The organism is uncultured Hymenobacter sp. (assembly GCF_964242765.1).
Classification (GTDB): domain Bacteria; phylum Bacteroidota; class Bacteroidia; order Cytophagales; family Hymenobacteraceae; genus Hymenobacter.
The window spans coordinates 1-12,780 of the sequence record NZ_CAXTBM010000009.1 but is presented as its reverse complement, the minus strand read 5'-3'; the positions used below and the strand labels follow the sequence as shown (position 1 = coordinate 12,780).

General features: G+C 54.4%; 8 protein-coding genes. 2 read left to right on the top strand and 6 right to left on the bottom strand.

The window, feature by feature from the left end; translation table 11 throughout:
* Positions 1 to 131: 131 nt before the first annotated feature.
* From ACFE7X_RS05310 to ACFE7X_RS05285, 6 genes are all read right to left on the bottom strand, one after another.
* Entirely contained in the window at positions 132 to 1,649 is a 1,518-nt protein-coding gene (locus tag ACFE7X_RS05310; protein WP_375434625.1) for a RagB/SusD family nutrient uptake outer membrane protein, read from the bottom strand.
* A 19-nt stretch (positions 1,650 to 1,668) separates the two neighbouring features.
* Positions 1,669 to 4,890, bottom strand: coding sequence for a SusC/RagA family TonB-linked outer membrane protein (locus tag ACFE7X_RS05305; RefSeq protein ID WP_375434624.1), 3,222 nt, complete (start codon positions 4,888 to 4,890; stop codon positions 1,669 to 1,671).
* A gap of 757 nt (positions 4,891 to 5,647) precedes the next feature.
* On the bottom strand, positions 5,648 to 6,328 hold the full coding sequence (locus ACFE7X_RS05300; protein WP_375434623.1) for a phosphatidylserine decarboxylase family protein: 681 nt from the start codon (positions 6,326 to 6,328) through the stop codon (positions 5,648 to 5,650).
* Positions 6,329 to 6,611: 283 nt separating this feature from the next.
* Complete coding sequence (locus ACFE7X_RS05295; protein ID WP_375434622.1) at positions 6,612 to 7,901, bottom strand: Glu/Leu/Phe/Val dehydrogenase; 1,290 nt, start codon at positions 7,899 to 7,901, stop codon at positions 6,612 to 6,614.
* 271 nt (positions 7,902 to 8,172) lie between these two features.
* A complete protein-coding gene (locus ACFE7X_RS05290; RefSeq protein WP_375434621.1) occupies positions 8,173 to 9,105 on the bottom strand; it encodes a phosphatidate cytidylyltransferase in 933 nt (310 codons plus the stop codon).
* 151 nt (positions 9,106 to 9,256) lie between these two features.
* Positions 9,257 to 10,306 (bottom strand): lysostaphin resistance A-like protein, encoded by a 1,050-nt coding sequence (locus ACFE7X_RS05285; RefSeq protein WP_375434620.1) that lies wholly within the window; start codon positions 10,304 to 10,306, stop codon positions 9,257 to 9,259.
* A gap of 149 nt (positions 10,307 to 10,455) precedes the next feature.
* On the opposite strand from ACFE7X_RS05285, the gene dusB reads away from it, so the two are divergent.
* Positions 10,456 to 11,445 carry a tRNA dihydrouridine synthase DusB gene (dusB, locus tag ACFE7X_RS05280; RefSeq protein ID WP_375434619.1) on the top strand — a complete coding sequence of 330 codons (990 nt, stop codon included), beginning with the start codon at positions 10,456 to 10,458 and terminating at the stop codon, positions 11,443 to 11,445.
* A gap of 148 nt (positions 11,446 to 11,593) precedes the next feature.
* A complete protein-coding gene (locus tag ACFE7X_RS05275) occupies positions 11,594 to 12,553 on the top strand; it encodes a DMT family transporter (protein WP_375434618.1) in 960 nt (319 codons plus the stop codon).
* Positions 12,554 to 12,780 lie beyond the last annotated feature (227 nt).

Here is a 12,780-nt window from a genome sequence, read left to right as displayed (position 1 = left end):
TGAGCTCTGAGTTGACCGCAAGCAGAGAACTACCCAGCCTCTTAGTAAAAAAGCAGCGTCACTGTCTTCAATAGTAGCGCTGCTTTTTTATTTCCCTACTCATTGCTCGAAAGTCGGGCTGCTGCAACCTGTTACCATCCAGCGTTTTGCTTGATATTGGGGTTGGTGTTCAGCTCGTTCTGCGGAATGGGGAAGTACGCGTGCTTGGCCGTGAAAAACTCTCGCCCAACCTTGTCGCTGTTCTTGATTTCCTGTTCCAAGATGCCCCAACGCTTCAAGTCATAGAAGCGCTGGCCTTCGCGGAAAAACTCCAACATGCGCTGGTGGCGAATTTCCTCCATCATTTGGGGATTCGACAAGCCAGCGGCCAGCGGCGCCAGTTTAGCGCGCGCCCGGATGCGGTTTACCAACGGATAGGCTTCCACTTGGCGATTTTGCATGGCCAAGGCCTCGGCGTAGAGAAGCAGAATATCAGCGTAGCGCAGTGCTTTTTCGTTGATTTCCGAGATGTAGATGCCCTCGTTGTTGTCGCGCCAGTTCTGGTACTTGCGAATCATGGAACTGTAGCCGAACACCAGCTTGAAGTCTTTGAAGGGCTTGTTGTAGTACATAGCGCCCGGATAATCCCATACCAGGGTGGCGTACATCCGGTCGTCGAAATCCCCGCCAACTGCTTTTTCCTTCTTGAACTCGTTGAAGATCTTGTCGGTCGGCGAAACCTCGAACCAGCCAGCCACTTCGGTAGGCGCAAATTCCTGCGCCGTAGTAACGCCGAGCGCCTCGTTGGCATTCTCCCCGGCCCAAGGCTGCGAACCGCCTACGTTTTGGTTCTGAATCTCGAACAACGACTCGGCATTGTTATCGGTAGCCTTGTTGAAGTTGTCTTCGAAATTGGAAACCAGCGCATACGTGAAGGGGGCCTTAGCCGCGCCATCGGGTTGGGCTAGCTGCTTGAAAGCAGCTTCGGCATCCGCCCATTTTTTCTGGTACACATACACTTTGCCTAAGTAGCCTAAAGCGGCTCCTTTGGTGGCGCGGCCCATCGAAGCGGCCGGATACGAAGTGGGCAAACCTGCTGCTGCCGCTTGCAAGTCGCTCACCGCCTGCGCCCACACATCCGCTTCCGGCGACTTGTCAACAAAGTATTCGGTCCGCGACGTTGGCACCTTCGTCACAATAGGTACATCCCCGAAGTTAATGGCGAGCAAAAAGTAATTGACGCCCCGCAGGAATTGCGCTTCGGCTACATACTGCTTTTTGGCTTCATCGGAAAGGGCAGCAGCCAGCGGTGCCTGCTCAACTATTTGGTTGGCCCGGAAGATGCCCGTATAAAAGCCCGTGAAAATAGAAGAAGGCGTACCCGTGGTGGGGTTGTTGGTGAAGGTAGACAGCTGGTATAAGTCCTTCACGTCGTTGCGAATAAAGAAATCGTCGCCCCGACCGTTGGTCAGCTCAATGCCCCGGACGCCGTAGTAGCCGTTGTTCACATCGTGGAAAACCTTGTAGGTCGCCGCTATGCCCGACATAAAATCGGCGTCGGTTTTCCAGAAGTTGGTTAGTACTACCGAGTTGGGGTTTACTTGATCCAGTTCTTCGGTGCAGGCCGTTAAGCTCAGCGCGACGAAGCAGGTATAGAGGATTCTTTTCATGATCGTGGGAATTTGGTCGTTAGAAGGACAGTTGCACACCAAGCAAGGAAGTGCGCGCCAGCGGATACGCTACGTGCGGAAAGTCCACCCCGCGGTCCAGGATGCCGCCGCCGGCCACTTGCCGGCCATCCCGGTCGGTACCGTTGTAGCGGCCCAAGTCGGGACTGAAGCCCGAGTAGTTGGTGACGGTGAACAAGTTGTCGAAGCTGATGTAGAAGCGGCAGCTGTTGATTTTAGCCGCCGACAGCACGCCTTTCGGGAGCGTATAGCCGAGCTGCAACGTGCGCAGGCGCAGGTACGAGCCACTTTCCAGAAACCGGCTGGAGGTCCGGCTATTCAGGTTGGGGTCGTTGATGACGGCGCGCGGGAAATCCGTGGGGTTATCTGGGGTCCAGGCGTTCAGCGTGGCCGGCGAGTAGTTGAACTCCAGGTTCATACCCTCCAAGTCCTCGCGCAACCCGTTGTAGATTTTGTTGCCGTAAGTTCCCTGGAAGAAGAAGCTCAGGTCGAAATTCTTCCACGAAGAGTTGGACCCGAACCCGTAGCTGAACTTGGGGTTTGGGCTGCCGCAGTACTGCCGGTCGTCTTGGCTGATGGTACCGTCGCCGTTGTAGTCCACAAACCGAATGTCGCCGGGCTTAGCGCCGGGCTGAATGAGCTGCCCTTCCACGCTGTGCGCGTCAATTTCTTCTTGCGAGTTGAAGATGCCGTCCGCCTTAATCAGGTAGAAAGCGCCCACTGGTCCACCGGCCTGCGTGATGGTAGCCGACTGACCATGGTGCGTGGGCTGGCCGCCCGAAATTTGCTGCGTACCCGTCCCCAGGAAGTCTACGTTGTTGTCGATGGCCGTGAACGTACTCGTGACCTGGTAGGTGAATTCGCCCACCTTGTTGTTGTACGACAAGGCGGCCTCCACCCCTTTGTTGGTAATCTGGCCGGCGTTAATGTAGGGCGCGTTGGCACTAGCGCCCGTGGTCAGCGGAACGGGCACTCGCAGCAGAATGTCCGAGTTGCGCCGGATAAAGTAGTCGGCCGACAGCCCCAGTTTGTTTTCGAAAAAGCCTAAATCAGTACCAATGTTGAAGGTCTTCGATATTTCCCACTTGATGTTAGGTGTTGCAAAAGTTGTCTGAATAGCTCCTGGCCACAGCAGTTGGCCTTGCCCCAGTACATAATTGGCATTTGACGTAATCGTCGGGTCATATTGATAATTATCAAACTCCTGGTTACCAAGAACGCCATAGCTAGTCCGCAGTTTCAAATTGCTCACGACGCCTTGCAGCGGCTGGAAAAAGGATTCGTTGACCACGTTCCAGGCCAGGGCCACGGCCGGGAAATTACCGTACCGGTAATCAGGGCTGAAGCGCGAAGAGCCGTCCCGCCGGAAGGTACCAGTCACCACGTATCGGTCATCGTAGGAGTATACCAAGCGCCCTAGCACTGAGACCAAGGCACTCTCAGTCATGCTGCTGCCACTGGCAATGTTTGCAGTGCCTGCATCTAGTACTTGAATACCGGAAGGCATGCCACTTTTCGAGCCACTTTGCACATCAAACTTTCTGTTCTGATACGTAAATCCAGCCAGGGCATTTAGGTTATGTTTACCAAATTCTTTGTTGTAGCTCAAGGTATGCTCCTGCAGAAAATACTCTATCTGACTTCTACTCTGGTAGAGGTCCGCATCTGCATTGTTGAACAGCGCGCCTACTTTGTAGGGGAAGGTGTAATCGTTGTGGGAGCCGAACGTGTTGGTATAGCCCAGGTTGAGTCGATACTTGAGGGCATCCACTATCGAGACTTCCGCATAGCCATTGAGAATAGCCGAGATAGTTCTGGTTTCCGGAACCTCCAGATTCAACTGCGCCACGGGGCTGGCAATGTTCACTACCTGCCCATAAGCGCCCCCATAGCCGCCCACGGCGGTTGGGTCGTATACCTGGAACACCGGAATCATCTTCAGGGCCGAGCCCACTGGGTTGCCGCCTTGGCCACCCCAGCCACCGGCCATGCCGCGCCAGTACTCGCGGGTTAGAATGATGGTTTCCCCAATCCGCACCCGGCCCTTGGTGAAGTCGGATTTCAAGCGCAAGTTGTAACGGTCGTAATCAGTCTTCTTCACGATGCCCTGCTGGTCGAGGTAGCCGCCCGACAAGTTGTAGGTGAAGTTTTCGCTGCCCCCACTGGCCCCAAGCGTGTAGTTCTGCATGGGCGCGGTCTGGTAAATTTCCTTTTGCCAATCGGTGCCCGCGCCCAGTGACTCCGGATTCTGGGCAATATCCAGCCGGGGCAAGCCAGCAGCATCGTGGGCCGTGTTGCTGACGGTGGCCCACTCCGAAGCATTCAACACGTCTATCTTCTTGGCTATTTGCTGCACGCCGTAGTAGGCGTTGAAGTCGATTCTGTTCTCGCCTTTCTTGCCGCCTTTGGTCGTAATCAGCACCACGCCATTAGCGGCACGTGACCCGTAGATGGCCGCTGCCGAAGCATCTTTCAGGATATCAAACGAAGCAATATCCGTGGGCTGAAGGTTGTTGATGTTGTCCACCTGCACCCCATCCACGATATAAAGCGGATCGTTGTTGTTGAGTGAGCCCGCACCCCGAACAATCACCCGCACACCCGAGCCCGGATTTCCTCCCGACGACTCGATTTGTACGCCTGCTATGCGGCCTTGAAGAGACTTCTGCACCGTATTTGTGCCTTGGGTGCGTATATCCTCGGCTTTCACCGTGGCAATAGCCCCGGTTACGTCTTGTCGGCGCTGGGTGCCATAGCCCACTACCACCACTTCGTCGAGTGCCTCCGTGTCGTTTTGCAGCGTAACGGTGAGGTCAGCACGCCCATTTACGGCCACTTCCTGATTAGCGAATCCAATCGATGAAATCACCAGCGTAACATTGCCATCAGGCAAATTGAGGCTGAAGCTGCCCGTTGCGTCGGTAGCAGTGCCTACAGTGCTGCCTTTTACCACCACGGTAGCCCCCGGAATCGGCTCATTGTTCGGGCCAACCACACGACCTCGTACGGGCACTGGCGTTGCTGTTGAATTATCGTAGACCGGTAATGTCTCCGCCAAAGCAAACGATTGTGCAAAAGTGCATAGGCTTTCCTCTGCCCTCAGGCGTTCGGCATGGCTTCGAGCCAAAGCATTTGGCACCAAGCTTTCGGCAACTACCAAATCGGGTTTGGGAATGCAGACAAGCAAGAGCGAAAACAACTTAGGAAAAGTAGAGTTGGCCATAGAAAATTACAGTAATTTTTGTGGGCAAAAGAGAAAATACCTCGCTGAAAAACAGCAGGTTAATGACATACTACCTTTAATCAGACGATCGAGAAAACAACAGTAATTCCAGCATTAAACCTCTTTGTCATATGGTGATGAACCGCGTTCTAATGGGGTGGAAACTGCAACTAAACCATCTGCTGCACTTACCTCTCGCCACGTAAATACGAGAGGCTACTCCGTCCTTTCTTCCAGTATAGCATAACCTGTGTGGAACGCTCAGCTTGCAGCATGTGCAAACGATTGAATAAATCCTCGAGGCTTATGTCTTTACGTCATTAAAAATCCTAACAGCACCAGGAGTTCACAACCTCAATCAAACCCTACAACTGCAACGGCTACGCAGGTGCACCATAACTCTATCAATCCGCCAATGAAACCATTTATCACGGCACTATCCAAGCTCTTCAGTTAAAGATTCTATTCTGATTTCAATGCTTCCTTAGTTCAAACCTGTCGTTCGAAATAGCTCAGCAGTAGACTCAGTATCACGGCAAGACAGAGTAACCTCGCAATTCATTGGCTTTAAGTCAGGCCACGTTTGAGCTAGTATTCATATCAAAATCCTTATCCCGGGCTGTTGAGGTAAAGCAACAAAGGCCTGACAACCCACCATGTGATGAGTTGTCAGGCCTTTGTTGTTGAACTCTAAACGCTTGAAATAGAGAGAAGCACGCGTTGCGTGCTTCCCTGTACTTTGTAGGCTAACAGGCTGCTAAAACAGGCTCGGTGCTTCGGTTTTTAGCTGCGCAATAACCGTTTGGCCACCCTTCACTTTCTCGCCGAGTTGTACCTTAATTTCTGTATCGATGGGCACGAAAATATCAACGCGCGAGCCAAATTTGATGAAGCCGAACTCTTCGCCTTGGCTTACTTCGTCGCCCTCGTTCACATACCACACAATGCGCCGAGCCATGGCGCCGGCAATCTGGCGAAACAATACCAACGGGCCCGCTTCGCTTTCCACAACCACCGTAGTCCGCTCGTTTTTGGTGCTGCTCTTGGGGTGCCAGGCCACTAAATAGTTGCCCGGATGATATTTAAAGTAACGTACGATTCCCGAAATCGGGTTGCGGGTGATGTGCACGTTGATGGGCGACATGAAAATGCTGATTTGCTTACGCTCGTCATCGAGATACTCCGACTCATGTACGTTTTCTATCACCACCACTTTGCCGTCGGCGGGGGCCGTAATCAGGTCTTCGTGGGTGAAAAGGCGGCGGGCTGGGCTCCGGAAAAACTGGAGCAGCGTCAGGAATACAATCACCGAAACGCCAGCAAAAATCTGGTTGAAAGTGACGTGACGTGCATTCACGCGAAACAAAAGCAGATTAACAGCCAGCAACCCTAGCAGCGTGAAAAACAGGATACGTCGGCCTTCTTTGTGAATCTTCATAAATCACTGATTTGCGCTGAATTTCTTGACTTCGCTGATACAGACGCTCTTTTCAATCACTGATTTGCGCTGATTGTTTTGATGTAGCTGGTACAGACGCTTTGTTGGGAACATGAACTTGCAAGCCTTAATTCCTTAGTTATCGAGCCCGGCATACCTCTTGCTGAACTATACAAAGATAGCCCGAGCCACCGGCCCGGGCTATCGGCAAGCAAATATAGCGGGTTCACAGAAACGCTAACGGCTAGCTGCCAACAACGCTGCAACCAAACAAACGAGTAGGCTAGAAACCGCCGCGGAACTTATACGTCTGTGCTACTTTATCGATGGCCACCACGTAGGCAGCAATACGCATCGGCACTTTATATTTCTGCGACGTAGCGTATACTTTCTCGAAAGCATCCGACATAATTCGGTCGGCGCGCTCGGTTACCATCTCCTCGGTCCACTTGAAGCCTTGGCGGTTTTGCACCCATTCGAAGTACGAAACGGTTACGCCACCGGAGTTGGCTAGAATGTCAGGCACAACCATAATGCCTTTCTCGTTGATGATGGGGTCGGCGGAAGCGGAAGTGGGTCCGTTAGCGCCTTCCACAATCAGCTTGGCTTTGATGTCGTGCGCGTTGTGCTCGGTGATGACGTCCTCGACGGCCGCGGGCACCAACACGTCTACATCAGTGGTGAGCAGATCATCAGCGTTTTCCATCAGAACGGCGCCCGTGAAGCCATCGAGACGGCCTTTGTGCGCGTTTTTATAAGCTACTGCATCGTCGATGTTGATGCCGGCCTCGTTCCAGTAAGCGCCGCTAATGTCGGAGATGCACTTGATGCGCACGCCTTGCTCGGAGAGAAGCTTAGCGGCCCAAGTACCTACGTTGCCGAACCCTTGTACGGCCGCCGAAGCTTGCTTGGGGTCCATACCGAGCTTCTTCATGGCCGCCAGCGCCGATACCATTACGCCGCGGCCCGTAGCCTCGGTGCGGCCCAACGAGCCCCCCATTACCAGCGGCTTACCCGTAACGACCGCCGGCGACGTGGCGCCTACCGTCTTCGAGAATTCGTCCATCAGCCACGCCATTTCGCGGGGGCCAGTGCCCATGTCGGGTGCCGGAATGTCTTTATCAGGACCGAATACGTCTTTCATGGCCATGGTATAGCCGCGGGTCAGACGCTCAATTTCCCCGGCACTCATGGTAGTAGGCTCGCAGATGATGCCGCCTTTGGCGCCGCCGTAAGGCAAATCCACGACAGCGCATTTCCAGGTCATCCAGGCAGCTAGGGCCTTTACCTCGTCGAGGTGCACGTTTTTATCGTAGCGGATGCCACCTTTCGACGGCCCGAGGATGGTGTTGTGAATGACGCGGTAGCCTTCAAAGACACGCACCTTTCCGTTGTCCATCGTAACGGGAATGTGCACAATTACCTGCTTGTCAGGCGCTTTCAGCACTTCATAGGTTTCATCATCGAGACCAAGAATTTCCGTGGCCACGTTGAAACGTGACATCATTGATTCGAGGGGATTTTCGCGGTCCACAAGGGGAGCCGGCTCTTTGTACACCGTGGTGGCAGCCATACGTGTAAGGGTAAGGGGTTGGGGGTGGGGAAGAAATAAAAACGGCAGCTATTAGCGGTGGGATGCAACAGCCGCGCGCGAGATTTAACGGGTCAAAGGTAGTGGGTTTAGCACATACGAGAGGCGAACCGCCGAGGTGCAAGAAACCCTTGTTAAGGTCCTATGAAGTGCTATAAAACTCAACGAAACGGCCGCGGCTGCTTTGAAACAGAAAGCAATTCCGCTAGCCCGGCTCCAAGAACCGTGCTGAAAAATTTATGGCGTCCCGTTTTTATCTCAACATCAGTTGCAGCAGCGCCAGTACTGGCAGAATAAACAAAAAGGCATCGAACCGGTCGAGCAATCCACCATGGCCGGGCATAATTCTGCCCGAATCTTTTATCCCAGTGCTGCGCTTAAGCATAGACTCGGCTAAGTCGCCGAGCGGACCGAACACCGCTACCGCACCTGCTACCACTAGGCGGTATGCAACGGAAAGTTCGGGTAGCAAGTACCCCATGGCCCACCCCATAGCCAAGGTCAGCAGGAAGCCACCCACCGCGCCTTCCCAGGTTTTGCCCGGCGAAATCTGAGGAGCCAATTTGTGCTTACCGAACGTCTTGCCGGCCGCGTAAGCCCCAATGTCAGACGACCAAACCAGCAGCAGCAAGGCCAAGATGCGGCGGTAATCGTAGCCGGTTGGCCCACAAGCTACTAGATTCAGAAAGCTCATGGGCAGACTAACATAGAACAACCCCAACAGATTGATACCAACGTTAGTAAAAGGATTTATTTGTTGATTTTTTCGGGGCCACGCGTACATCTCACGCAGAATCAGAATAACAGGCAGTAAAATAACGACGCCTACTACGACGAATCTTGCCGGGAAAAACTCAAGAGCAACTTTCGGCACTGCCCCATCAGCTACATAAGCAAACAACGTGTTGCCGAATACGCCTGCAAAAATCAGCAAACTAATGCCGCCACCTAGCAGAGCCGCTGGCTTGTAGCCCGCCACGCGCATCATGCGGTAGAACTCCCACAACATCCGCATCTGCACGAGCCCAAAGAACAGGGCGAACGTCCAGGCGCTGTACCACACGCAAAACAGCAGCATCGCCGCTCCAATGGCCGCGAAGATGATTCGCTGAGTGAGGTTCGACATGGGCTTTTTACCCGGCGCGGTGGGTTCGGGGGAGGCAGTAGGGGCGGAGATTTCGGACAAGGGGAATCGAGGTTGCGGGTTGGTTGAAATTGCTCGCTGCTGGTTGCTCGCTAAACGCGTTAGCGGCCCGTTGACTAAGCACTGGAAATCAACGCAAGCAAACAGTACGTATGCTAGAGCTCCTCGCTAGCTAGCAAAAAGCAGCCCGAAACTAACTCTTAGTTACGTCTACCCCCTCGTGGTTGATGGTGCGACCAATGATAGGAGTTGTTCGAACAGTGTGAGCGGCCACGCCACCACCACTAAGGGTGCGCAACTGAGTAGGGAGCGGATCCGGAGTGGGGCGCCGGGTGTCGTGGTAGAGTTGCCAGAGCAGGGCTCCGGTCAGGAGCAGCGACAGCAGTTGCAGCCACCAAGGCAAAGCTTCGGTGGAATCGGGGTCGAAGGTGGCAGTGGTTAAAAGCTGGCGCTGCTGCAAATAGAGCAGCACGATCTGAAAGCCATTCTGGGTGAAGTGGGCCGCCATAGGCACCAAAATATTACCGCTCCACTCATATAAGTACCCGAGCACCAAGCCCAATACAAAGCGGGGCACAAAACCAAAGAACTGGAAGTGAATAGCGCTGAAAATAGTTGCTGCCAACCATACACCTACGTGCCGGGAGTTGAACCACTGCACTAAGTTGCGCTGAATCACGCCCCGAAATACCAGTTCTTCGCTGACGGCCGGCACCACCGCAATAACGAGCAAACCAACCATAAACCGCCCGAACGTAGTGAACTGGGTCAGGTATTTGGTGAGCGTCTGCGCCCGGTCTTCTAACTCGCGGGCATCTTTCTCGAAGCTCTGTAAAAAGCCCGGAAAATGCGCTTTCGCATTCCATTCCACCAGCCCCGACATGAACGGTACACTCAGCAGGATGATACCGGCTGCCAGCAACAGCCACTTAGATGGCACCGGACGGCGCGGCGCAAAATAATCCTTCCAGGAATAGCCCGTTAGGAGTGGCAGCGCCAAGGCCGCGCCGCCAAAACAGACAAACAGGAACACGCCCTGCGTAAGCATTGAAACACCCCAGCCATTGGCGTACGTATCGGGTTTGTTGGTTACGTTGCCAATTTCCAGCAGCCCCACGCCGAACAGCAGATTGCTGAACACCGCCATCAGAAAGCCTGCCACACACGCGGCCAGCAGCATCAGCCCAACTAGCAGCAGCAAGTTGGCAAAGGGGTGCAAACGGCTGGACACGAAACCTTTCATCTTTATTAGTGCTTAGTGCGTTGTGCTCGGTACGCCGCCGGTAGTGCCTGCTGCGTGAGTCCGGTTTAGATACTACTCGAAAAACGACCTGAGTTCTGCGCAGTGTATATGTCGTAAATTTGCGCAAAATCCGCTAACCTTTTTTATCCGTGGTACACATCCGCGACCTTGCTCTGCCCGATTTCCCGTTGTTGCTCGCGCCCATGGAGGACGTGTCGGACCCGCCCTTCCGGGCCGTGTGCAAAGCCAACGGGGCCGATTTAATGTACACCGAGTTTATTTCCTCGGAAGGCCTGATCCGCGACGCCGCCAAGAGCCGCAAAAAACTTGACGTGTTCGATTACGAGCGGCCCATTGGGATTCAGCTATTCGGCTCCGACGTGGCGACGATGGGCGAGTGCGCCCGCATCAGCACCCTGGCCGGCCCCGACCTCATCGACATCAATTATGGCTGCCCCGTTAAGCAAGTGGCCTGCCGCGGCGCTGGTGCCGCCTTGCTGCGCGATATTCCGAAGATGGTGGAAATGACTTCGGCCGTGGTACGCGCCACGCACTTACCCGTGACGGTGAAAACACGCCTTGGCTGGGACGATTCGACCAAGAACGTGGAAGACGTAGCCGAACGGTTGCAAGATATTGGCATCGAGGCGCTTACTGTACACGGCCGCACCCGCGTGCAGATGTACAAGGGTGATGCCGACTGGCGCCTGATTGCCAAAATCAAGGAAAATCCGCGCATCCGCATTCCTATCTTCGGCAACGGCGACATCGACTCGCCCCAAAAGGCCGTGGAGTATAAAAACCGCTACGGTGTGGACGGCGTCATGATTGGTCGGGCCAGCATTGGCTATCCTTGGATATTTCGGGAAGTGAAGCACTACGTGGCAACCGGCGAGTTGCTGGCTCCGCCCACGGTGGAGGAACGCGTGAATATGTGCCGTATGCACTTCGCTAAAAGCATCGAGTGGAAAGGCCAGCGGGTGGGCATCTTCGAGATGCGCCGCCACTATGCCCAATACTTCCGCGGCCTCGAAGGCGCCAAAAGCTGGCGCATGCGCCTCGTCGAAACCGACTCCGTGGAAGAAGTTCACGCCATTCTCGATGAAATTATTGCTGCCGAGCCTGTCTTGGTGGGGTAAGTCATTGTCTTCTATCAGTATAAAGGAACGACCTGCTGAAGGTGCCGAAGCATCTGCTGTACTGATGCTGAGTTACCGATCAGACAATAGCACGCCAGATGCTTCGGCACCTTCAGCAGGTCGTCCTGTAGGTTCCTCCCCTTCCCCTATGCCCACCTCTCCCGCCCCAGCCGTTACCACGGCGCCTACTTCGCCGACCGTTTCTCTTCCCCCACCCCACCGAATTCCAGCTTCGGCTTGGGGGTTGTTGGTGGTGCTGGCCAGCATTTGGGGCACGTCTTTCATCTTGATGAAGAAAGGCTTGGTGGTATTTTCGGCGCTGGAATTGGGGGCCGCCCGCGTGAGTGTGGCCGCATTGCTGTTGCTACCTTTTGCCTTGAAGCACCTCAGCAAAGTAGACCGAGGCCGTTTTAAGTGGCTGCTGCTCAGCGGTGTGGTAGGCACTCTGATTCCAGCTTTTCTGTTTGCTTACGCCGAAACCCGGCTTGCCTCGGGATTAGCAGGCGTGCTTAATGCGCTTACCGTAGTGTTTACGCTGGTAGTAGGAGCGGCCTTTTTTGGGCAGAAACTAACGGGGTTGCGGGTGCTGGGCATTGTGCTTGGCTTGGTGGGCACCGTGGTGTTGATGCTGCTAGGCGGCAGCGGCGGTGAGGCCACGCCTACCGGCGAAGGCAATGCGTGGTACGGCCTCTACATTGTGTTGGCTACCCTGGGCTATGGCGTGAGTGTGAACATCATCAAGCAACACTTCCACGGTATTCCGGCGCTGGCCGTCACGAGTTTGCTGCTGCTCTTCATTGGTGGGCCGGCGTTGGCATTCCTACTATTCGGCACTGGCTTCTTGCATAAGCTAGCTTCTGTGCCGGGTGCTTGGCCAGCCTTCGGCTACATTGCCTTGCTAGCCACCATGAGCACAGCCGTGGCAATGGTGCTCTTCAACAAGCTCATTCAAAGCTCCACTGCCCTGTTTGCATCCTCCAATACCTATCTAATTCCGGTAGTCGCTCTAGGTTGGGGCCTGCTCGACGGTGAGGACTTCAACCTCTGGCATCTACTTGGCATGGTGATTATTCTAGTCAGCGTGGCCATCATCCACCGGGCTAAGTAAGTTGTTGGTTGCGAGGAAAAAGACCGTCATGCAGAGGCGCAGCTGCAGCATCTCGCTCGTGTAGTAATGTTATTTACCACTCTAGCAAGATGCTGCGGCTGCGCCTCCGCATGACGGTCTTTTTATAGCATAGCAGGCCTTTACATGAGCTACGCCGTCAAAGCGGCGCCGTTCTTCTTGTGCAGGTAAGCGTTCTGGTTGTGCTCGATGGCGCCTTTCGGTAGCCA

Coding starts and splice junctions, on each gene's coding strand:
- ACFE7X_RS05310 (WP_375434625.1), bottom strand. CDS start 1,649: ATGAAAAGAATCCTCTATACCTGCTTCGTCGCGCTGAGCTTAACGGCC.
- ACFE7X_RS05305 (WP_375434624.1), bottom strand. CDS start 4,890: ATGGCCAACTCTACTTTTCCTAAGTTGTTTTCGCTCTTGCTTGTCTGC.
- ACFE7X_RS05300 (WP_375434623.1), bottom strand. CDS start 6,328: ATGAAGATTCACAAAGAAGGCCGACGTATCCTGTTTTTCACGCTGCTA.
- ACFE7X_RS05295 (WP_375434622.1), bottom strand. CDS start 7,901: ATGGCTGCCACCACGGTGTACAAAGAGCCGGCTCCCCTTGTGGACCGC.
- ACFE7X_RS05285 (WP_375434620.1), bottom strand. CDS start 10,306: ATGAAAGGTTTCGTGTCCAGCCGTTTGCACCCCTTTGCCAACTTGCTG.
- ACFE7X_RS05275 (WP_375434618.1), top strand. CDS start 11,594: ATGCCCACCTCTCCCGCCCCAGCCGTTACCACGGCGCCTACTTCGCCG.